Source organism: Clostridium sp. BSD2780061688st1 H5 (assembly GCF_005845155.1).
GTDB lineage: Bacteria > Bacillota > Clostridia > Lachnospirales > Lachnospiraceae > Claveliimonas > Claveliimonas intestinigallinarum.
Window position 1 is genome coordinate 26,642 of the sequence record NZ_SPGT01000001.1, and the last position, 21,476, is coordinate 48,117.

Here is a 21,476-nt window from a genome sequence, read left to right on the forward strand (position 1 = left end):
TTTTAGTTGATATATCCGGCCTTCTTCAGCTCCTCCTGGGCTCTGCCCAGGTTGGCGTCAGACACCAGGATGATAGGCCCTGTACAGCCCATGCCGCTCTCCGCATAAATCCCCAGCTTCCAGAGAGCCCGCACGCCGTCCTCCAGATCCATGATCTCGATCCCCGCGATCTGTGATGTCACCGGTTCCTTGGCCGGCGCCTTCACTTCCTCCTGCTCCACAGGCTTTGCAGACACCTTTCTCGCTGCCAGGATATCCGCCAGGCCCGCCTTCTTGGCTGCGGCGAACTCCTCCTTCGCGATATCAAACACCTTACCTCTCAACAGCTCAGCCGCATAGCTCAGCGCCCCCTTGATGAGAGGCGCGCCGGAAGCCCTGGAAATGATCAGCACCAGCTGCTCATAATTTTCCCCAATACCAGGTCCGTAGCCAAATCCTGACGCCTCATAGCTTCCTCCTGTCGTGAAGGAGGAGAGCATCTTGATCAGGATATTCCCGGACAGCGAATCACATACCATAATATCCGCCGACCCCTGGAGCACATCGTTTCCTCTCATGACACAGCCTCCGTCCGCCCTGGCGGACTCGGCAAATGTGATATCGTACCCGTTCTCCTTCAACTGCTTCAGGGCAATCTCTGTCTGACGCGCCCCGTCCACGTTCAGGATCCCGACTGTGGGATGCTCCTTTCCGCAGGCTTTTGCGGCGATGATCCCGTAAATGGCATTTTTTATCATGCCCTCAATGCGGTCCGCGCTGGAGGTACCCGTAGTGGTGGCCACGAACATCTCTCTTCCCCTGGCAGGGGTGACGGCCCGGCCCACAGTGGAGACGCCGATGGGGAACGGGAAATGCATGGTGACAGCCCCGTCCACTTCCTTGTTCTTCAGGAGCTCCTCCATCTTCCTGTGTCCTTCATCCTCGTCCGCCACCTTCACCGTGGTCACGCCCTCCGCCTCAAGGGTGCCGATGTAATACACATCAATGCCTTCCCTGGCAGCCGCAACAGCCGCCTCCATAGCGTTCTCCTCGCCGTGTTCGCTTCCCATACCGGTGAGAGCGATCTTGGGCTTTTTCCCGAACCGGCCGCTCTCCAGTCCCTCTGCCATTTCCATAAAGGTGGAGGCGATTATTTTCTCAATATGATCAGCCATGTTCCACCCTCCTTTACTCTGCCAGAAGCGCTGCCGCGAACTCTTTCATGGCTTTTGCGATCAGCCCTTTTACTTCCTCTTCGGAGACGCCGCTCTCTTTCTTCTCCTGGTCTGCCGTGTTGCCGTGGATGACAAAAGACACACCGTCAAAAAGATTGGTCATACGGCCAAGGAAAAGGCTTCCCTTTCCGATGATCATGGCATTCTTGATCTTTCCTTCCAGGATATCCTCCCTGGCAACGCCGATGTAAGGCACGCCGGAGGGGATATGTCCCTGGGTGGGCGCCCAGCCGGTCAGTCCGTGCTTCTTTGTGAAGTCTGCCAGCTCCTTGCGGTCCAGCTCGCCTCTCTTCACAGCCAGCGCGCCGATCATCTTGTAGTTGGCAAGCGGCACATCACCCGCGCCTGCCGGCTTGGTGATATCCGGGTTCTGCATCTCCGGCGAATACTTGTCGATGTCCGGTATCTTCATGCCGGCTCTGTCCAGCGGATCAGCCACAAGACTGCTGATCACAGCCTGGGGTGCGGAGCCTGTCCCCACTGTGTGGCGTCCCAGCATGCCAAGGTCAATCTCCGGATTTACCCCGTCGTTTTCTGAGATGACAACAGCAAAGCCGCCCAGGCAGTCCTCCAGGATGGGGAGCCCCTTCTTCACATGGTCTTTACCGTTCATGCCCAGCTTGGCCGTACAGCCGCCGCTTGTGACAACCACGGTCCTGTAGGCGCCGGATTTCACCAGGGACGCCGCCTCGATGACCGCGTGCACAGGCGCTGCGCAGAAGCCTCTCACATCAGAGCCAGTAGCGTTCACAAGTCCCGCCACCTCTGCTGCCGCCTTGGCGAAGTTACCCCCGCCTCTCTGGTTCATGTCCCCGCAGGCCTCCTCCGCGCAGTCGATGACGTACTCCACGTCCTCCTTCCTGATGCCCGCGTTGCGGACAGCGTAGAGAAGTGCCAGGACGCTGGACGCCTTGCTCATCAGGTTCTCGTGCATCACATGGGCGGACAGGTTCTGGTCGATATCGTGGGCAGCCTTCACGCAGCCTACCAGCTTGCCGTCAAAATAGAGTCCCTCCGCGTGCTCCTCGTTTACAAACTGCTCGATCTCGGAGAGCTCCACGCCCTCGTGCACTCTTTCAAGGATTTCCTCCGTGATCACCGGATCCTTGGCAAAGGCCTCCCTGTGGGCTGCCACAAACCCTTTCTCCAGCCGTACCACCTCGAACATGTCGCTGGCCTGCACAAGAAGGAGGAACTCCTCCTCAGGCATGATCTCACCGAATTTGCCGTAGCGCTGTGCCCCCTCCATCTTCTTGTCGTACCAGGGGAATTCCACCTCCGCCAGCTCCTCCGGATGGACGTTGCCGATGTAGGTCTGGTTGGGCCAGTAGGATACCGCCTCCTCGTACGTGCGGAGCCTGTCAGGCACCTCCTTCAGATACTCCGACTCGGGATTGACGATGCGCTCTGTCGTCTGTGTTGTTCCGTTATACAAAACCATATCAGGCGTATGTACTAAAATGTAGCTTGCCCCTTTGATCACACTGTTCATGGGTTTTTCCCCTTTCTTCTTTTTACCATAATAAGCAGGGCGGCGGGGTGACACCGCCCCGCCCTCCTAGAATTTACAATATTGCTCTCTGATAGCTGTCATCTCGGAAATGATGTCATCCACATCGAGAACCATCTCCATCATGCTGATCTGCTCATCATAGACAGCCTCGTCAAATTCTTCCTTCATCTCCGGCTCGCATACGTGATAAACCTGAAGTCCAAGCTGGACTCCTGTCAATGGACCTGCGAAGGTGGGGTCTCCCGCTGTCACGGTCTCAGCTGCAAGTCCTGCAGCCTCGCCCTCTGCGGCTCCGAGAACTACAACAAGGTTCTCCGGGCCGTACTCGTCAGCGAACTCCTTTACTCTCTTCTGATTTTCCAGATCCATTGCGCCTGCGCTCGTTCAGACAAAGCACTCCGTGGACGCGAATACCACTTCCCCGCCCGCTGTCTTTACACACTCAGCGATGGCAGGCCCCGGAATTCCGTCACGGTCTCCGATAATTATTACTTTTTTGCCTTCCAAAATAGCCATAATTATGCGTTCTCCTTTCTTCTGTTGTTTTTTGCTGCTTTTGTTTTTTATGATTAAAGATATTTCTTAATCATCGCTTCAATGCTCTCGGGCGTACAGTCGTCCTTCACAAGCTCCTCCACCTTTTCTCCATCCTTGTAGATGGCCATCACCGGGAGTCCCAGCACTTTCTGGGAGATGGCAAGGCGGCGGGCCTTTGTGGTATTCAGGGATGTGAATTTCATCTTATCCCCGTATGTGTCGGCAAACTCATGTACCTTGGGCATGAGGGCCTGACAGGGCACACAGCCGTCCCCGTAAAAATCTACGAATACATATCCGTCTGCTTTCAGCACTTCCTCTTCAAATGTGGTCTTGTCAACATCGATCATTGTTTTCTACACTCCTTTTAAATTTTAGAAATAATCCGACAGGCTCCTCTCCACCTGTACGGCGGCGATGGCTCCGTCCGCGGCCGCCGTCACGACCTGGCGCAGGCTCTTGATGCGGACATCTCCCACCGCGTAGACGTTGGGGATGCTGGTGTGCATGTCCTCATCTGTCCGGATATAGCCTCTCTCATCCATATCCAGAATTCCCTCAAAGAGCTTTGAGTTGGGTACAGTGCCGATAAAACCGAACACGCCGAACATGCCGTCTTCCTCGTCCGCCTCCACAGTTCTCACTTCGCCGGTCTTGACATTCTTCACCTTCATCCACTGGAGGATGTCGTCTCCTCCTAACTCCTCCACCACGCTGTCCCAGAAGAACTCGATCTTCGGGTTTGCGAAGGCCTTCTCCTGGATGGATTTGGCTGCGCGCAGCTCGTCTCTTCTGTGGATGATGGTAACTTTTCTGGCAAATTTGGTCAGGTACATGGCCTCCTCCACTGCGGAGTCGCCTCCTCCTACGACAAACACTTCCAGATCCTCAAAGAAGTTGGCATCGCAGGTAGCGCAGTAGGAAACTCCCTTTCCTCTGAATTCCGCCTCACCCTTGCAGCCGATGGGCCGGGCATAGGCTCCTGTGGCAATGATCACGTTCTTTGCCTGGTACTCTGCCTTGGCGCTTTTCAAAATCTTAATCTCGCCGTCCAGCTCCACCGCGTTGATGGTGTCGGAGACTCTCTCGGCGCCGAATTTTTCCACCTGCTGTGTCATGCGGGCGATGAGCGAGGGTCCTGTCTCTCCCTCCACAATCTGCCCCGGATAGTTCTCAATGTCGTCCGTGATGGCGATCTGTCCTCCGTCCTGGCCTTTCTCGATGATCAGGGTGGAGAGCCTGCTCCTGCCGGCGTACAGACCGGCCGCAAGCCCGCCCGGGCCGGCGCCCAGGACGATCACGTCATAAACTTTGCTCATGGGTAACATCTCCTTTTTCTTTTTTCATCTATTCTAATCGAAAATCGTCTGACTGTCCACTTCCGTGGTAAGGGCTGTCAACGCCTTCTCCACAATATGGCGGCGGAGCTTCTTCTCCTCCTCGTGGTCCAGAGCCGGATTTCCGAGGGGATGGGGGATCGCGATAGCCGGAACGATCCTGTTGGCTCCTACGGTCATGGAGATCGGTGTTACTGTACAGATGTGTACTACCGGAATGCCAGCCCTCTCAATTTCTTTCACCATCGTTGCACCGCAACGAGTACAGGTGCCTCATGTAGAGGTCAGGATCACGCCGTCCACGCCATCCGCCTTCAGCTTCTGGGAAAATTCATCCGCAAAGGCCTTGGCAGAGGCAACAGCCGTGCCGTTTCCTGTTGTCGTATAGAAGATGTGGTGCAGCTCGCCTATCTTTCCTTCCTTCTCCATCTCCCGGAGTACGTCCACCGGGAGCACCCGGTCCGCATCCTCGTTGGCGTAGACCGGATCGTACCCGCCGTGGGCCGTCTCGTAGGTGTCGGATGTGAGGTCCGTCACCCCGGTGATATCATACTCGCCGTAGTGCGACGCGCTTGAGCTCTCAATGTGATCCGGATTTCCCTTGGGAACGATGCCGCCGGATGTGACAAGGGCGATCTTGGCATGGGCCAGATCCTTGATAGGTGGATTGGGCGCCACCTTGTCAAAGCTGGGCATCGGATACTCTGTCTCAAAGGGCTTGCCGGCCAGCTTCTTGAGGAGCATCTGGACCGCTCTTTTGGATCCCCTCTCCTTCTCAAAGAAGTTTACCCTGACGCCGCCCGGCATATACCCCTCCTCGCAGGAGGCTCCGATCTGTTCTCCTCTTGCCAGCTTCAGGGCCAGGGGGGCCATCTTAGCCACCGCCGCTCTCATGCCAGCCGCGCTGTTCTTTGTGGAGATCGTGTAGACCTTGTCCTTAAACATATCCGCTCCCGGATTTTCCACGTACATGCCTGTCACCGCCGGGATACCCAGCTCCTCCTGGACAGCCGCCGCGATGGTGCCGCAGGCCACGCCGTAGCGCCCCGCGTTGAAGGCCGGTCCGGCGATGAACACATCCGGGTCCTGCTCTTTGACCATGGCCAGGATATCTGCCTTGGCTTTCTCCAGATTCTCGTTGAAATAGGAGTCGCCGCACACCACGGTGGCGATGATCTCCGCCTCGTCCTTAAAATTCATCTTGAACGCAAGTCCGGGGCCCACAGCCTCGCCCACGCGCAGCTCCGCCGGGTAGTCTGCCTTCTCCTCCCCGCCGATGTTGGCGAAGAACTGATTGATATAATGTACAACTTTGATCTTACTCATTTCCTGTATGTCCTCCCTTCTACCTTGCGCTCAGTTTGTTAAATCCGGTTTCGTTTGTGGCCCCTGTGATGACCTGCAGCTCCACCTCCAGGGAGCCGTCCTCCCGCAGGGTCTCCTCGCTGGCTCCCGCAATCTTTGTCACATAGTCCAGGGTGCCAATGACCTTGTCAAGCTTGGGCAGGATCACTACCTGGTTGGCGTTTCCCCCTGTGACAACGGCATCCGCAGCCGCGTCCGCGTCCGCCAGGGACTGGGACCGGCCGTCCCGTCCGGCGTACTCATCTGTGATGATGACGGTCTTCACGCCCTCGGCCTCGATCTTTTTGCAGTTCATGATCAGGTCTGTATCCGGGTTTCCAAATCCCTCCTGGGATACGATGACGCCGTCCAGATCCAGCATTTTACACAGCTTTGCCGTCCAGTCGGAGGAGCGCTGCTTGTCCGCCAGGTACACGTTCTCGTTGGTGATGATCTGGCACACAAAGTTCAGCGTCTTACCGTGCTCCTCAAAGAGGTCGTGCACTACCGGGTTGTTCTGATGTACATAGGTGGGGTTCTTGTCACAGGCGGACACGCAGTTTCCTGAAACGATGGCGCCGTCCATGATCTCCGTGGGGCTCAGGATCGTGGGAAGGATCTTCTTCGCGTCTACCCCATACACGTAGGTGTCGTGGAGAAGCCCCTGGCTCTGCAGCATCTGCACGTAAGCTACCCTGGGAAGGTCCGGGTATTTCTCCATCCCCTCCTTTATGGTGCATGTCTCGTACACCTTTGTCTCATCCGGTGTCAGGCTGCGGGCAAGCTCCCCAATGTAAGCCGCAACTCTGAATCCGGCAAATCTGACTGCCTTCTCATAGTCATGCTGTTTGATATCGTCAACCGGCTCGCACACCATCACCAGATTGAGTGTCTGGGAGAAGGGTGTGTACTGTGCTCCCGGTCCTGTCATATCGATGATACCCTCCTGGAATCCGACGATGCGTCCCGCTGTCACTACAGCCATGCCTTTGAGAGCGTATGTCTTTCCGCTTCCCACTGTGTCTACCTTGGAGATCACTCCCGGGAATACGCCTCCTCTGCCTTCCACCTTCACTCTCGGCTCGATCACGTCCTTCACCGGTGTGATGCGGACGGACTCGCCGGGGCGGGCAATATCAAAGGACACTGCCTTGATCTTCTCATCCTCCAGAGCTGTCTTTTCCAGCTCCTCCTTTGACACATAAAGGACACCGTCCTGAATTCTGCTCTCGTCCGCGAACTGGATATCCCTGATGTAAATGTGGCCCATTTCTAATCTCACGTTTCTTTACCTCCTTGCTCTTCTACGCTATGATTGCTTGCCATGATTTCCCGCAGCTTTTCGCTGCCTCTCAATGACGGGTCTACCATACGTCCGCCGACTCCATTGCACTCTCCAGCAGAGTCCAGTCAATGAGCTGAAAGTCTTCGTACACCTCCTGCCCGTAGCTCTTCTGTCGGTCTGTGAATTTCTCACAGGTCTGTATGGCCGCCTCGATCAGCCTGACGGACTGCGGGTCCACCTCCTCCTTCTTCCCGCTCAGCATGACCGATTTGTATGGTGTCTCCTTCGGCTTCACACTCCCCGACAGGGGGTGCGACAGAAGCCTGTAGCCCTGGCAGATCTTTTTCTCCGCCTCTCTTAGAAGTTCCTCATAGGGAACGGATATATAACATACCCTCCTGCGCCCTTCCAGCTTCCGGGCCGCAAGCGGATTGTTAGTCAAAATCATGTAGCTGTCCATCCTCTTCTCTCCTTCTACCTGTCCGGAGGTCTTTTCTCTGGAATAAAAAAGAGGCGTCACAAACACTTCTACGTGTCTGCCGCCCCGCTCTGTCTACTTCTGCCTGCGCATGGGCATCCGCCCCATGCCCATCTTTGCATTATATTCAGAATTCGTCCCTCTTCCAATCCTTTTGCCTGAAAGTTTCACCGGTGAACCAGCTTTTTCGTCCTCCGGCTTGCCTCTTCGGCGGCTGCTCTTTGTCAGCTCTCTCGTGAAAGAGATCGTCCGTATCCAATTGCATGTCTCATTTGTCTCATCTATAAATCTTTATGATTTATAGGTCTGTTCAATGACAAGTTCATACTACCCTAATTGTAACTTTTTTGCAATACCCGCATTGTCAAGAAGATTATTTTTGTGTGTTCTGCACAAATTCAGACTTGAAATTTTGTTAGTTTTTTATCACACCTTTTTTTGACAGACAAAGGGCGGGCAGGAAACATTCTGCTTCCTGCCCGCCCTGTATGGAGCCGGACTGGCTCCTCTGTTTATTCTTCTTACAATTCTTCTTACACATTGATCTCCGCTTTCACACCCAGGAGCTCTTTGTTCTCCTCCAACATGGGGCGGACGATGTCCGTCAGGTATCTGTCTACCTGGACGGAGGCGCGGCCCGTGTACTTCGCCGGGTCCATAGTCCTCTTCAGCTCGTCCAGGCTAAGTCCAAAGGCCGGGTCAGCCGCGATGAGCTCCAGGAGGTTGTTCTCCTGGCCCTTCTCCTTCACGTTCTTTCCCGCCTCCATGGACAGCTCACGAATGCGCTCATGGAGCTCCTGCCGGTCTCCTCCTGCCTTCACGGCATCCATCATAATATTCTCGGTAGCCATGAAGGGAAGCTCTGCCATGAGATGCTTCTCGATCACCTTCGGGTAGACCACAAGGCCGTCCACCACGTTCAGGCACAGGTCCAGGATGCCGTCGATGGCCAGGAAGCCCTCGGGCACGCTGAGACGCTTGTTGGCGGAATCGTCCAGGGTTCTCTCAAACCACTGGGTGGCGGATGTGATGGCCGGGTTCAGGGCGTCCACCATGACGTATCTGGAGAGGGACGCAATCCTCTCGCTGCGCATGGGGTTCCTCTTGTATGCCATGGCTGAGGAGCCGATCTGGTTCTTCTCGAAGGGCTCCTCCACCTCCTTCAGATGCTGCAGAAGACGGATGTCGTTGGACATCTTGTGTGCGCTGGCAGCGATGCCCGCCAGCACGTTCAGCACTCTTGTGTCCACCTTTCTCGAGTAGGTCTGGCCGGACACCGGATAGCAGGCATCAAAGCCCATCTTCCTGGCGATCATGGGATCGATCTTGTCGATGGTCTCCTGATCCCCGTCAAAGAGCTCCAGAAAGCTGGCCTGGGTGCCCGTTGTTCCCTTGGAGCCAAGGAGCTTCAGGCTCCCCAGCACATACTCCAGATCCTCCAGATCCATCATGAACTCCTGGAGCCAGAGAGTGGCGCGTTTTCCCACCGTGGTGGGCTGTGCCGGCTGGAAGTGTGTGAAAGCCAGAGTGGGAAGATCCTTGTACCTGTCGGCAAAATCCGCCAGCTCGGATATCACATTCACGATCTTCCTGCGAACCAGCTTCAGCGCCTCGGACATGATGATGATGTCCGTGTTGTCCCCCACATAGCAGGATGTCGCGCCCAGGTGAATGATCCCCTTTGCCTTGGGGCACTGCTGGCCGTAGGCGTAGACGTGGGACATGACATCGTGGCGCACCAGCTTCTCCCTCTCCTTCGCCACATCGTAGTTGATGTCGTCCGCGTGGCTTTTCAGCTCCTCGATCTGCTCATCGGTGATGGGAAGTCCCAGCTCCTTCTCCGTCTCCGCCAGAGCGATCCACAGGCGCCTCCATGTGCGGAACTTCATATCAGGTGAGAAAATGTACTGCATTTCCCTGCTGGCATACCGCTCGGAGAGCGGGCTTACATATCTGTCGTGACTCATAGATTTTCTTTCCTTTCTCTGCTCAAAAATGGTTTCTCTTCTCTTTCTCTCATTCTAGCACAGCTTCTACTCAAAAGCCAGGGAGACATCCTTCCCGGGCACCTCCATGGGGTAATTCCCTGTGAAGCAGGCGTCACAGTAGGACAGGTCTCCCACCATGTCCCTCAGCTTGTCGATCTCCATGTAGCCAAGAGAGTCCGCCCCGATCATCTCCCGGATCTGCTCCGTGGTGTGGGAGTGGGCGATAAGCTGCTCGTTGGAGGGCACGTCCGTCCCGAAATAGCATGGGTACAGGAAGGGTGGAGAGCTGATCCGCACGTGCACCTCCGTGGCCCCCGCCTTCTTCAGCATGCGGATGATGTTGGCACAGGTAGTACCCCGGACGATGGAATCGTCTACCATGACGATCCTCTTGCCCCGGACCACCTCCGGGATCACGTTCAGCTTGATGCGCACGCTGGACTCCCGTTCGCTCTGCCTCGGTTTGATGAACGTCCTTCCCACGTAGCTGTTCTTGTGGAAGGCCATACCGTTTGGGATGCCGGACTGCTCTGAGTAGCCTCTGGCGGCCACAAGGCCTGAGTCGGGGACACCCACCACCAGGTCCGCGTCCACCGGGTAGGACTCTGCCAGGGCCCGGCCGGCTGTCATCCTGGCATGGTACACATTCACCCCGTCCAGGGTGCTGTCCATCCTCGCAAAGTAGATATATTCAAAAATGCATCTGGCCTGCTTTGCCGGGTCGATGGCCATACTCATATCCGAGGAGATTCCGTCCTTTGTGATGGACACGATCTCGCCGGGCTCCACGTCCCGCACAAACTCCGCGTCGATGGCCGCCAGAGCGCAGCTCTCGGAGGCCAGGACATAGGTGTTGTCCCTCTTCCCGATGCACAGGGGCTTCAGGCCGAAGGGATCTCTCGCTCCGATCATCTTTCTGGGAGAGATGACCACAAGGGCGTAGGCCCCCTTGATCTTCTTCATGGCGTTCTTCACAGCTCCCTCCACATTGGGCGCCTTCAGCCTCTCTCTGGCAATGTGGTAGGCGATCACCTCCGAGTCGATGGTGGTCTGGAAGATGGCCCCTGTATGCTCCAGCTCATGCCGCAGCTCCACCGCATTGGTCAGGTTCCCATTGTGGGCGATGGCCAGCACCCCTTTCACGTAGTTGATGACCAGGGGCATGGCATTCTCCGCCCTGGAGCCCCCGGCTGTGGAGTAGCGGACATGTCCCACTCCCAGATTGCCGTGAAGGGAGTGGAGGGACTCCTCGTCAAACACCTCGTTGACGAGGCCCAGCCCCTTCTTTGAGCGCACCTTTCTCTCCCCGTACGTGTCCGTCACCGCGATCCCACAGCTCTCCTGCCCTCTGTGCTGCAGTGCAAAAAGCCCATAATAGACAGTGGGGGCCACATCGCCCCCATCCATATCATAAGCTCCAAAAACACCACATTCCTCTCCAAGACCTGTTGTCACTTTTTCAAAGTTCTCCATGTATGCTTCCTTCGCTCCTTATTCCACGCAGCGCCCCCGTAAGAGCCGCTGCCTGTTGCTTCATATTGTCTGGTTTCCGGGAAATTCAGCTGAATTTCCCATAAAAGTATAATACAAGGCGGGGAGAAAAGCAATATTCCTCCCCGCCAGCCAAAGATTGGCACTCATTATTTATTTTCCGGTCTATTTATTAGTATTTCTTAATAACATTGGATGATTTATAAGTTTTCCCCTAATTTCCCAAGAAATTCCTTCATTCTTTCGTTAGAAGATCCAAAAACCTCCTCCGGCGTGCCCTGCTGAGCGATAACGCCCTTGTCCATGAAAATGATCTGGTCCGCCACGTTCCTGGCAAAATTCATCTCGTGGGTGACAATGACCATAGTCATGTGCTCCGCGGCCAGATCACGGATAACCTTCAGGATCTCCCCGGTCAGCTCCGGGTCCAGAGCCGACGTGGGCTCGTCGAAGAAGAGAATGTCCGGGTTCATGGCCAGAGCCCGTGCGATGGATATCCTCTGCTGCTGTCCGCCGGAGAGCTGGTAGGGATAGGCATCCTCCTTGTCGGAGAGCCCCATCTTGGCCAGCAGGGCGCGGGCCTCCGCAAAGACCTCCTCCCTGCTGCGCTTCTGTACCTTGATAGGCGCGTCCGTGATATTTTTCATGACAGAGTAGTGGGGGAAAAGATTAAAGTTCTGGAAGACCAGCCCAAAGGTCCCCTCGTAGCGTATCTCTCCTCCGTCCGGCGTCTCCAGACCGGTGGCGCACCGAAGAAGGGTGGACTTTCCGGACCCGGAGGGGCCGATGATGCCCAGCACCTCCCCCTGTCTGACCTGGAGCGAGATATCCTTCAGCACCTCCAGGCCGTCAAAGCTCTTTTTTAAACCTCGAATTTCCAACAGACTCATGACTGCCTCCTCCTCACTACCGGTAATAGCTCATCTTTTTCTCCACCCGCTCCATGACAAAGGCCACGAGCAGACAGAACACATAGTAGATCAGGGCCGCGATGGCGTAGGGGATCATGTTGGTCTCCCGGGCCGCCAGGGCCTTGGCCTGGTTGAACAGCTCCATAATGGACAGGGTGAAGGCGAGGGATGTATCCTTCACAAGAGTGATGGCCTCATTTGTGATGGAGGGCATCACCCGCTTGATCACCTGGGGAAGGATGATCCGCATAAAGGTCTGGGACCTGCTGTATCCAAGAATCTTGGCCGCCTCGTACTGTCCCCGGGGCATGGACTCGATGCCTCCCCTGTAGATCTCCGCAAAATAGGCCGCATAGTTCAGGGAAAATCCCAGTATCCAGGCCAGCTGCTTCCAGGTGTCCGTGATCTGTATGTGGAACAGATAGTAGGGCCCGAAATAGAACACCATGAGCTGCAGCATCAGGGGCGTTCCCCGCATGACTGATATGTAAAATTTAAAAAACGAGCGGACAATAATATTTTTCGACATTCTCCCAAAGCACACAAGCAGGCCCAAAGGGAGCGACAGCACCAGCGTCACGAAAAAGATCTCCGCCGTCATCACGGTTCCCTTGATCAGGAGATCCAGCATAACCGAAAATTCCATCACAAAACTCCTCTCTGCCAGTCCGGCAAAACGGGCTGCCCAAAAGGACAGCCCTTTTTGTATATTTTCTTACCTTTTTACTTTCCGATGGTGGTGATGTCCTCGCCAAACCACTTTGTGGAGATCTCAGCCACGGTTCCGTCCGCAGCCAGCTCATCAAGGGCTGTCTGCACCTGGTCTCTCACTGCCTCGTTGCCCTTGGCAAAGCCCACGCCGTACTCCTCTGTGGAGATCACATCGTCCAGGATCACAAAGTCCGCGTCTCTGGACTCGATCTGGTAGCTGGCCACCACGATATCCATGGCCACAGCGTCCACCACACCGGACTCAAGCTCCATAAATCCCGTGTTGTAGTCCGCGATCACCTGGAGATTGCCGAAGGTGCTGGACAGCTCCTGGTTGTCCTCCAGAGCCGCCTGGGCGGAGGAGTCTGTCTGCACGTCCACCGTCTTTCCGGCCAGGTCCGCGGCGGACTGGATGCCGGAGTCAGCCCTCACGACAAACACCTGGCTGTTGTCCAGGTAGGGCTCGGACCATGTGTAGTCGTCCTCTCTGCCATTCATGGTAAATCCGTTCCAGATACAGTCAATAGCCCCGGACTCAAGCATGGCGTCCTTGGCGTCCCAGGCGATGGGCTCCGGGACGAACTCCCATCCCATCTTGTCGCAGACAGCCTGTGCCAGCTCCAGGTCAAAGCCTGTGTACTCTCCGTCCTCTCCCACAAATCCCATGGGCGGGAAGTCCTGGTCAAAGCCGACTGTGAATTTGTCTCCCTCTTTCTTTTCTGTAAACTCTGTCTTTGATGCGCTCTGGCTGTCCGAGCTGTCGTCCCCGCCCTTATCGGAGCTGCCGCCGCAGCCCGCCAGCAGGGTCGCTGTGGTCATCGTCAGTGCCATCACAAGTGCCAGTCTCTTTTTCATCTCTCGTTTCCTCCCGTATTCAGCTTTATTGTAGTAGCAATTTATCAATTGATTACTCTACCACGCTAAATCGCCTAGTTATAATAACACACTTATCCACGGCCTGTCAACTATGGATAAGTGTCTCTTCAAGCAAAGAGCCTCCGCTCAGATGTTGCCTCTCTGGTATTCCTTTTTCCACTTTTTAAGCTGCTCGTCCGTCGCCTCCACCTGCACACTCTCAGCCGCCTTCCGGATCTCTTCTTTCAGCACTGAGCCGATGCTTAAGTAGACCGGCTCGTTGGAGAGCATCTTCACGTACTGCTCCTGGGGCAGATATCTGTAGCAGCAGTAGAGATAGGCCTTCAGCATCTTCGTGTCCTGACACACATTAAAGCCCTTCTCGTACATGGCGGCCGCCTCCTCATAGAGAAGGAGCCTGCCGTAGGCCGACCCCAGACAGCCGTAGACCTGGCCGTAAAACTCCTTGCCCACAGAGTCGTCCCACTCTTTACCCACAATAGACTGATACACAAGGATGGCCGAGGCCACCTCCCCCGCCTTCAGGAGATTGTCCGCCTTATACTTCTCCCTCTCCACCTCATTCTGGTTCTTCAAGTGCTCCAGCACATTGTGGATCCGGGTGATCTCCGAGGAGGAGTAGATGGAAGCGTGGCTCAGCACTGCCAGAAGGAACTGCTCCACCGGCCCGTTCTGGTCCAGGATGCCCCTGAGCTCTTCCGCCAGGTCGTAGAGCTCCAGCTCCTCCTCCAGCCAGTCGCAGAGCTGCCTGTTGATGATGGTGTAGTCCACCAGGTACAGGTTGTTGCAGAAATAATAGCACAGTTCCTCTATGGTGTAGATCCGCATGTGGATCCTGGATATCTCATATGGATGTTTTGCCTTCTTCTTATGACAGAGAATTAAACTGCCCATTGCTTCCTCCTAAGTGAATCGTCTTTTCTACATGGAAATCCGTAGCCGGGAAAAACTCTCCGAAGCCTGCGTCCCTGAAGCTGATCCTGCAGGTGTACTCGTCCAGGAACATGACCTCTATGGTGAGCCGCAGGGCATAGTCCTTCCGCTCCGGAAGCCCGGCCAGGGAGACCGTCTCCGCCTGGAGCTCCCCGCTCCCCAGGGACTCAATGTGTATCTCAATGTCAGAGGTGTCCTCCAGGAGCACATCCCACTGCCCGTCCGCCTCGTACCAGTGGGAGCCCCACTGGACGATGGGATACCAGCCCTCCTTGCCGTTCACCCGCATGCGCAGGCAGATCTGGTCCGTCATCTTTGTGTTGTCCAGATAGATGGGGCTGTCCTCGTAATCCCTGCACTTTCTGTAGGCTGTGTAGCAGGCCCCCCGGCTGTACAGATTGTTGCCGAGGAAAGCCCGTCTGCCATTACAGAGCACCTTCAGGGAGGCCGGGTACCAGTTGTTCTCAAAGCCCTCCCCTGTCAGGTAAACGGAGGAGACAACCTTCTTGTCAAACACGCTCTGGATGAAGGACTTGAACCTCTCGTCCGCATCTTTTGCCTTGTCCACGTTCAGCACCGGATAGACCGCCGCCAGCTCCTTCATATGGGCGTTGGCCACCTCGTCCACCGCCACAAAGAGCTCGTCCCCGCGGCCCCTCAGCTTCCGCAGCCGCCGCAGCATGTAGGCCCTGATCTCATTTCTGTCGCAGTAGAAGAGGGCCGCCTCGTACTGCCACAGCTCCTTTGGCTGGTAGAACATGTAGTGGCAGAAGCTCTCCTTGTAGTCCTGCACGTAGACGGACTCCTTGGGCACGCCCACAAACTGTCCCACTCCCTTGAGCATCTTGCTGATGTCAATATCCGTGTAGGGGACTGAAAAGGTCAGGTACTCGATATGCCGGAACTGGGCCAGGGCCAGCTGGAAAAATTTGGCCAGCAGCCACACCGCGTCATGGTTCTTGGCCCCCACCCGCACCTTCTCCTGGCGCTTGGCCCGCTCAAACAGGTCTATCACCGTGCAGCCCTCGTTCACCATGGCAAGGCGCTTCGCCTCTCTTCCGTACACCCACTGCTCCCGGTAGTAGCCCAGGATCAGCGGGATCTGGTAGTTGTCCACCGCCGTCTCCAGCGTCTCCGGCTCATTCTTCTCCTCATCGTAAAAGCTGATCTGGCAGTACTGGTCATTCAGTTCGATTCCTAATATGCTTCCGCCTCTCACAGCAAAATTCCTCCTTAATACTCCTCAAAGATCTGCTCAGCCAGATAGATCTCCTGCTGATACTCCTCCATGGCCGCCTTCCTCTCCTCGGGCCCCATGGACGACATGGCGTTCAGCCTTCCATAGCGGCCGATGGGCGGCACATCCCTTGTCTGCTCCAGGGTGTGCTCCTCCTGGCTGGAGGTCTTCTTTCCCTGGGACTCCTGGAAATAATAGCGCACCAGGTCTCCCTTGTAGAGGATGAAATCCTTCACGTAAATATTTTCATACATGGGGGTCAGGCTCTCGCTCTGGTATCCCAGATCGTCCACGCCGTCCTGGCGCATTTTATAGACAATGCGCACCTTTCCTCCCTTGGAGGCCCGGTACTCCACCATGGTCCTGTCATAGAGCTGGGCCTCCCGCAGCCAGCTCTCCGGGTATTTCAGGTAGAAGGGGAAAATGATCTGCTTCTCGCAGAGCTCTCCCAGCACGCTGTGGAGCACTCCTTCCACCTCGTGCCCGTACTCCCTTTCAGAGTAGTAGCACAGCAGGGCGATCTTGCATATATCTGCCAGCTCCTCCTCCTGACGCCTCTCATTGACAATGATCTCAAAAATGGTGTTCCCGGTCCTGCGGCCCCGCACCATGTACTCTCTGGACACGTAGGCCAGGTAGGCCTGCTTCAGCCGGAAGTAGGCGTTTCCACCCAGATAATATTCAATGAAGATCTCCTCCTCATCGAACATGTCCTCCGAGAAGAGCATCTGGGTAATGATCCTCTCCCCCAGCTTCCCGGTCTGGACGCCGTAATCTCTGGCTGTCTTCCAGAGCTGCTTCATGTCTTTTGTAGCTCCGCAGTAGAAATTAGACAGATAGGTCAGCGTCACCTTGTCGTACTGCTGCCGCCTGAACATCTCAAAGCACAGGTACAGGAGGAAATCATCCTCCTCGTAGTTGTCCTCACGGATTCTCCTGCTGCACAGCTGGAACACTTCCTTCTCGTCAAACTCATCTATATCCTTTATATGAAGATTTTCAAAGGTGACCTCTTCCTTGCCGCCATCCCCGCCCCAGCTGTTCATGTGGGACATATATTTCTTGCACATCTCCAGGTATCTGGGCTCATAGAACATCCGCCTTGTCTCAAAGGCAATGGAGTCCGTGTAGTGGCGGCCGTCCATGCCCTCCCAGATGATCCTGGCCTCTTTGTCGTAGAGGTAGACGATAGCCCCCTCCTCCCGGTAGGGTACCCTCTGCTTGATGGAGCCGTCCTTCTCGATGACGAGGACGCACTTGAGGCCTTTCACCTTTGTAGTCACCTCGTAGGCGTAGCAGATATCCCGCATGGCCTCCAGCCTCTCCCCGGTCATCTCCTCCTCGGTGCAGAACCGCTTGTAGATAATTTTCAGGGACTCGTTGATGTGCCTCTTCACGAGCTGGTCCCAGGCGAACTCCACCATCTGCTCCCGGTAGCTGATGTACAGATCGCTGGCGTACTGCTCATAGGTGATCAGGTTGGCGTAGAGGAGAGCCGCCTTCTTGTAGTCCAGACTGTTCCCGTGCATGAAGTACAGGAAAATGGATCTGGGCAGGGCCTCCCGCACTTTATCCTCCTCGATGGTCTCCATATAGTACTCGTAGAGCTGGGCGATCTTCAGCTCAGCGTCCACTGCCCGCTGATACCAGACAAAATACCGCTGCTGCATCTTATTTCCCTTGATGAGGAGGGTGCAGATGGTGTTCAGGATCATGGGCTCCTTGTACATGTCGTAGATCTGCTCCAGTATATGGAACAGAAGGTCGTCATAGCTCTTCTGCTGGCTGGCCAGGTTGGCCGCGTAGAGGGCCAGCTCCTTTGTCAGCAGCCTGTATTTCACGGCAAAATTCAGCACATGCAGCTCAAATTTTCCCAGCTTCTTCAAGAGGTTCGTCCTCTCCATAAAGCACTGGTAGGCAATCTGGTAGAAAAGCACCTGGTTGGTCTCGTACCCGTAGAACTGCTGCTCCAGCACCCGGAGCCTGCGGTAGGGATCCCGGTACTGGGGGTCTAGGGTCAGCAGCATGAGGAGCAGCTCCCAGGAGTCCTGGTGCCGCAGGTAGGTCTTCCCGATCTCATCCAGCACCCTCTCCACATGGCTTCCGTTCTTCCGGATGAGAGCGGTCAGATACAGATAGTAGGCGTTTGTAATCGGATCCTTGCCGATGGCAAACCGATTGTAATTATAGTTTTCCAGGATCCACTTGGCCTCCTCGATCCGCTCCCCCTTTATATAGATATGGGCCTGGAAGAGCTGCAGCCCGTCATCCAGGGGCGCATACTGGCGCATTTTCTTGGACTTCTCCACCGCGCTGTTCGTCCAGGTATTCAGGTCGATCCTGCCCGCCTCGCAGGCAATGTATTCCTTCAGGATCTGAGCTGCCAGAAACTCGATCTCCCGGCGGTTCTCGTCGTACTCCCCGTTCTGCAGGACCTCCACATCGTATGTGAGAGTCTCGTAGGGGGTAACAAGGTAGATCTTGCCAAAGTTCCGTCCCGCGTGGAGGTGATCTGTGTTCACCACAAACTCCAGCTCATACACATTGCCCACAAAGTCGTCGGTGGTGATCTCCGGCCGGGGCACAGTGATAACCCCCCCCTCTGTCTTGATGTGTACAGGCATAAATCCCCACGTGTTCTTGATGACAGTGAAGCTCCCCTTAGTGGCCTCCTTCAGATCCTCAAAGAGCATTCCCTCCCCCTGGAGGGTGAGGAAGATGCACTCCTTCTGCTTGATCCCGACCAGGAACTCCTCCATAGCCTGCTCGTCCAGGGCCCATTTGCGCATATTGTCATAGAGATGGAAGGTTCTGGGATTTTCGTACTTGAGCACCTCGTAGAACTCCCGGGAGCGGAACAGTCTCTGGGCCTCCGAGAAATCCTTGATGGCCAGACGCTTGAAATCATCCGTGCTCTGGACCTTTCCGTAGGCGGTCATGACATAGGGCTTCTCGATGATGGCAGTGAAGGCCACCTCGTACTCTCCCCCGTTGCAGACAACCGAGAACTTCCCCTGCTCCACATGGCCGGGGCGCAGATTTCTCCCGTCGTACTCAAACCTCACTGTGACGGGATTTCCCTCAAATCCCTGTTCCACGCAGCGCATACGAAAAGAAGACGGATACACAATCCCCCGGATCGCCCCGTCTGTCTGGCTTCTGATCGTAAAACTTCCACGGTACACTTCCCCCTCACCGATGGTAAGGATCAGACAGGTCTCGTCGAACACGATCTCCGGGCCCGCCGTCTGAAAGTCACCTTTTGAAAATTTCTTAATTTTATTCTTCAAGCCTTCCACCTCTTCTTGCATCGCCTTTATTAGACATACTATAATAGATTATATCATTACTGCAATCAGAATGGCAATGCCGTAATCTGAAAATCTGGAAGAATATAAGAGAATAAAGAAAAATTTAAGAGAAACATGGAGGAATACACATGAAAAGCGCAAAACGCCCTGCCTTCCACGGCAGCGACCTGGAACAGATCGAAAAGTATTATCACATCAAAAAGGAGGAGATCACAGGCTTCGGGGCAAATGTCAATCCCCTGGGCCTGTCCTCCTCTGTGAAGGAAGCCCTGGCAGAAAACCTGGACGTCATCAGCCGCTATCCCGACCGGGACTACGCGTCCTTGAAGGCCGCCATCTCAGACTACTGCCACATCCCCGCCTCCTTCGTGGCTGTGGGAAACGGCTCCACAGAGCTCATCTGTCTTCTCATCAGCCAGCGAAAAGCCCGCCACGCGGTGGTCATCGGCCCAACCTACTCGGAGTACCAGCGGGAGCTTGAGCTGACCGGCGGCAGGATCACTGCCTACGACCTGAAGGAGGAGAACCGCTTCAGGCTGGACATCCCGGATCTCCTTGGATTTCTCCCCAAGGACACAGATCTGCTCATCCTGTGCAACCCCAACAACCCCACCTCCTCCGCCGTCAGCCAGGACAGCCTTAAAGCCCTGATAGACGCCTGCCGGGAGCGGGACATCTTTGTCATGGTGGACGAGACCTATGTGGAGTTCGCCCCCGATCCGGGCCACATCACTGCCGTTCCCCTCACACGGGACTTCGACAACCTGATGGTCATCCGCGGCGTGTCCAAATTCTTCGCCGCCCCGGGTCTGCGCCTTGGCTACGGGATCACAGGAAACCGGGATTTCCTTTCGTCCCTGGCGATCCACCAGAACCCCTGGAGCGTCAGCAGCATCGCCGCACTGGCGGGGGAGCTGATGCTAAAGGACGCCCCCTACATCGAGAAGACCCGCCGGCTCATCGGCTCCGAGAGGGACCGACTCACAGGGATCCTCTCCGGCTTCCGCCACGCCCGGGTCTACACACCTTACGCCAACTTCATCCTGGTGCGCATCCTAAAGGAGGATCTCTCCTCCTTCCAGGTCTTCGAGGCGGCCATCCGCCAGGGCCTGATGATCCGCGACTGCTCCTCCTTCGAGAGCCTGGAGGGGGAGTACATCCGCTTCTGTGTCATGATGCCGGAGGACAATGACCGGCTGATGGCGTGTCTGAAGGATTTGCTGGCATGACACTCAGAAAGCCAATCTGATACGAGGCCGGACAGCTTTTACTTCTGTCCGGCCTCTCAAAACTTTTCAACATTTTCCTATCTATTCGCATCCTCAAAAATCCGGTCAAGTATCCTCGCGTTCAAAAGAGTCTCTTCTTTGGACACGAGCGGCTTTTCGCCCTCTAGGATACATCTTCCGAACTGCTCGATCTCGAGCATGTAATTGTCCGGACACATGACAGTGTGCTCTGTCTTCTCCTCATCCAGGATCTCCACATTATCCACATTGCCTCCGGAAGTGACCGTGAACTTCTGGATATACCGGCAGTTAAAATTGCAGGGGACTTCTATCCTTCCCTTCTCCCCTACCACCGCATAATACCCTCTCGGGTATGAATTCAGGGAAGAGTAGCTGGCCGCCTGGACGCCATCCTCGTACATCAGAAGTGCTGTATTGCTGACATCCACTCCGTATTCCTGAGACATCTCTGCCAGAGCCTTGACCCGGACCGGCTCCTTAAAGCCCAGCAGATAGCTGATAGCGCTGATATTGTAGCAGGCCATATCGTAGAAAGATCCTCCTCCAAGATTCCGGTTCATCCGGATGTTGGACATATCTGTCAGCACATCTGTGAGATGGGACTCCAGATATTTCACTTCCCCGACAGCCCCCTGATCAATCAGTTCCTTCACCTTCCGGATCAGAGGCGCATGTCGATAGGCAAATGCCTCCATAAGGAGAACGCCCTCCTCTTCGCAGACGTCAAACATCGCCTTCGCCTGCTCCTCATTCAAAGCCAGCGGCTTCTCACACAGGATATGCTTCTTTGCCTTTGCGGCTTTTTTCACCCATTCGCAGTGCAGGGAATTCGGGAGAGGAATATAAACGGCTTCCACATCCTCATCCGCCAGAAGAGCCTCATACGTATCGTACGCCTTCTTTGCACAGAACAGCTCCCTGAATTCCTCCGCCTTTTTTCCTCCTCTGCTGGCCACTGCGTAAAGCTGCGCATTGTCGGCCTGGAGAAGTCCCGGGATGGTGCGCACTTTTGCGATGGAGGCACACCCAAGGATCCCCCATTTTACTTTTCTGCTCATAA

18 protein-coding genes and 1 riboswitch are annotated in these 21,476 nt (G+C 55.5%); of the genes, 1 reads left to right on the forward strand and 17 read right to left on the reverse strand.

Annotated elements, in window-relative coordinates; translation table 11 throughout:
- Positions 1-2: 2 nt before the first annotated feature.
- The 16 genes from grdD to FGQ86_RS00200 all read right to left on the reverse strand — a co-directional run bounded on the left by grdD (position 3) and on the right by FGQ86_RS00200 (position 19,145).
- Positions 3-1,154, reverse strand: a complete 1,152-nt coding sequence (gene grdD, locus FGQ86_RS00125; RefSeq protein WP_138302671.1) for a glycine/sarcosine/betaine reductase complex component C subunit alpha — start codon at positions 1,152-1,154, stop codon at positions 3-5.
- Positions 1,155-1,167: 13 nt separating this feature from the next.
- Entirely contained in the window at positions 1,168-2,706 is a 1,539-nt protein-coding gene (gene grdC / locus FGQ86_RS00130) for a glycine/sarcosine/betaine reductase complex component C subunit beta (RefSeq protein WP_138302672.1), read from the reverse strand.
- Positions 2,707-2,772: 66 nt separating this feature from the next.
- Positions 2,773-3,243 carry a glycine/sarcosine/betaine reductase complex selenoprotein A gene (grdA, locus tag FGQ86_RS00135; RefSeq protein WP_138302673.1) on the reverse strand — a complete coding sequence of 157 codons (471 nt, stop codon included), beginning with the start codon at positions 3,241-3,243 and terminating at the stop codon, positions 2,773-2,775.
- A gap of 53 nt (positions 3,244-3,296) precedes the next feature.
- Positions 3,297-3,614 (reverse strand): thioredoxin family protein, encoded by a 318-nt coding sequence (locus FGQ86_RS00140; protein WP_138302674.1) that lies wholly within the window; start codon positions 3,612-3,614, stop codon positions 3,297-3,299.
- A 24-nt stretch (positions 3,615-3,638) separates the two neighbouring features.
- The gene (gene trxB / locus FGQ86_RS00145) at positions 3,639-4,583 is read right to left on the reverse strand and encodes a thioredoxin-disulfide reductase (protein WP_138302675.1); all 945 of its coding nucleotides are present in this window, start codon (positions 4,581-4,583) and stop codon (positions 3,639-3,641) included.
- Between the two features lie 33 nt (positions 4,584-4,616).
- On the reverse strand, positions 4,617-5,927 hold the full coding sequence (gene grdB / locus FGQ86_RS00150) for a glycine reductase complex selenoprotein B (protein WP_138302676.1): 1,311 nt from the start codon (positions 5,925-5,927) through the stop codon (positions 4,617-4,619).
- A gap of 19 nt (positions 5,928-5,946) precedes the next feature.
- Positions 5,947-7,227, reverse strand: a complete 1,281-nt coding sequence (locus tag FGQ86_RS00155; protein ID WP_207670732.1) for a glycine/sarcosine/betaine reductase component B subunit — start codon at positions 7,225-7,227, stop codon at positions 5,947-5,949.
- Between the two features lie 82 nt (positions 7,228-7,309).
- The gene (locus FGQ86_RS00160) at positions 7,310-7,690 is read right to left on the reverse strand and encodes a GrdX family protein (protein WP_033124633.1); all 381 of its coding nucleotides are present in this window, start codon (positions 7,688-7,690) and stop codon (positions 7,310-7,312) included.
- A gap of 154 nt (positions 7,691-7,844) precedes the next feature.
- Positions 7,845-7,956: riboswitch (glycine riboswitch) on the reverse strand.
- A 285-nt stretch (positions 7,957-8,241) separates the two neighbouring features.
- Complete coding sequence (purB, locus tag FGQ86_RS00165) at positions 8,242-9,675, reverse strand: adenylosuccinate lyase (RefSeq protein WP_033124530.1); 1,434 nt, start codon at positions 9,673-9,675, stop codon at positions 8,242-8,244.
- Positions 9,676-9,741: 66 nt separating this feature from the next.
- Positions 9,742-11,169 carry an amidophosphoribosyltransferase gene (gene purF, locus FGQ86_RS00170; RefSeq protein WP_033124529.1) on the reverse strand — a complete coding sequence of 476 codons (1,428 nt, stop codon included), beginning with the start codon at positions 11,167-11,169 and terminating at the stop codon, positions 9,742-9,744.
- A 218-nt stretch (positions 11,170-11,387) separates the two neighbouring features.
- Complete coding sequence (locus FGQ86_RS00175) at positions 11,388-12,077, reverse strand: amino acid ABC transporter ATP-binding protein (RefSeq protein WP_033124528.1); 690 nt, start codon at positions 12,075-12,077, stop codon at positions 11,388-11,390.
- A gap of 16 nt (positions 12,078-12,093) precedes the next feature.
- Positions 12,094-12,744: an amino acid ABC transporter permease gene (locus FGQ86_RS00180; protein ID WP_033124527.1), complete on the reverse strand. Its 651-nt coding sequence runs from the start codon at positions 12,742-12,744 to the stop codon at positions 12,094-12,096.
- A gap of 77 nt (positions 12,745-12,821) precedes the next feature.
- Positions 12,822-13,664, reverse strand: a complete 843-nt coding sequence (locus FGQ86_RS00185) for an amino acid ABC transporter substrate-binding protein (RefSeq protein WP_138302677.1) — start codon at positions 13,662-13,664, stop codon at positions 12,822-12,824.
- 147 nt (positions 13,665-13,811) lie between these two features.
- Entirely contained in the window at positions 13,812-14,579 is a 768-nt protein-coding gene (locus FGQ86_RS00190) for a hypothetical protein (protein ID WP_033124525.1), read from the reverse strand.
- A complete protein-coding gene (locus FGQ86_RS00195) occupies positions 14,554-15,837 on the reverse strand; it encodes a DUF5716 family protein (RefSeq protein ID WP_138302678.1) in 1,284 nt (427 codons plus the stop codon). Before FGQ86_RS00195 ends, FGQ86_RS00190 begins: the two co-directional genes overlap by 26 nt.
- A gap of 14 nt (positions 15,838-15,851) precedes the next feature.
- Positions 15,852-19,145 carry a DUF5717 family protein gene (locus FGQ86_RS00200; protein WP_138302679.1) on the reverse strand — a complete coding sequence of 1,098 codons (3,294 nt, stop codon included), beginning with the start codon at positions 19,143-19,145 and terminating at the stop codon, positions 15,852-15,854.
- 149 nt (positions 19,146-19,294) lie between these two features.
- Between FGQ86_RS00200 and FGQ86_RS00205 the strand changes: the two genes are divergently transcribed.
- On the forward strand, positions 19,295-20,395 hold the full coding sequence (locus FGQ86_RS00205) for a threonine-phosphate decarboxylase (protein WP_033124522.1): 1,101 nt from the start codon (positions 19,295-19,297) through the stop codon (positions 20,393-20,395).
- Between the two features lie 77 nt (positions 20,396-20,472).
- Here the strand turns inward: FGQ86_RS00205 and FGQ86_RS00210 are convergent, their stop codons facing one another.
- A complete protein-coding gene (locus FGQ86_RS00210; RefSeq protein WP_138302680.1) occupies positions 20,473-21,474 on the reverse strand; it encodes a Gfo/Idh/MocA family oxidoreductase in 1,002 nt (333 codons plus the stop codon).
- Between the last annotated feature and the right edge of the window lie 2 nt (positions 21,475-21,476).

Coding starts and splice junctions, on each gene's coding strand:
- grdD (WP_138302671.1), bottom strand. CDS start 1,154: ATGGCTGATCATATTGAGAAAATAATCGCCTCCACCTTTATGGAAATG.
- grdC (WP_138302672.1), bottom strand. CDS start 2,706: ATGAACAGTGTGATCAAAGGGGCAAGCTACATTTTAGTACATACGCCT.
- FGQ86_RS00140 (WP_138302674.1), bottom strand. CDS start 3,614: ATGATCGATGTTGACAAGACCACATTTGAAGAGGAAGTGCTGAAAGCA.
- trxB (WP_138302675.1), bottom strand. CDS start 4,583: ATGAGCAAAGTTTATGACGTGATCGTCCTGGGCGCCGGCCCGGGCGGG.
- FGQ86_RS00160 (WP_033124633.1), bottom strand. CDS start 7,690: ATGGACAGCTACATGATTTTGACTAACAATCCGCTTGCGGCCCGGAAG.
- purB (WP_033124530.1), bottom strand. CDS start 9,675: ATGAGTCACGACAGATATGTAAGCCCGCTCTCCGAGCGGTATGCCAGC.
- purF (WP_033124529.1), bottom strand. CDS start 11,169: ATGGAGAACTTTGAAAAAGTGACAACAGGTCTTGGAGAGGAATGTGGT.
- FGQ86_RS00175 (WP_033124528.1), bottom strand. CDS start 12,077: ATGAGTCTGTTGGAAATTCGAGGTTTAAAAAAGAGCTTTGACGGCCTG.
- FGQ86_RS00180 (WP_033124527.1), bottom strand. CDS start 12,744: ATGGAATTTTCGGTTATGCTGGATCTCCTGATCAAGGGAACCGTGATG.
- FGQ86_RS00185 (WP_138302677.1), bottom strand. CDS start 13,664: ATGAAAAAGAGACTGGCACTTGTGATGGCACTGACGATGACCACAGCG.
- FGQ86_RS00190 (WP_033124525.1), bottom strand. CDS start 14,579: ATGGGCAGTTTAATTCTCTGTCATAAGAAGAAGGCAAAACATCCATAT.
- FGQ86_RS00205 (WP_033124522.1), top strand. CDS start 19,295: ATGAAAAGCGCAAAACGCCCTGCCTTCCACGGCAGCGACCTGGAACAG.
- FGQ86_RS00210 (WP_138302680.1), bottom strand. CDS start 21,474: ATGAGCAGAAAAGTAAAATGGGGGATCCTTGGGTGTGCCTCCATCGCA.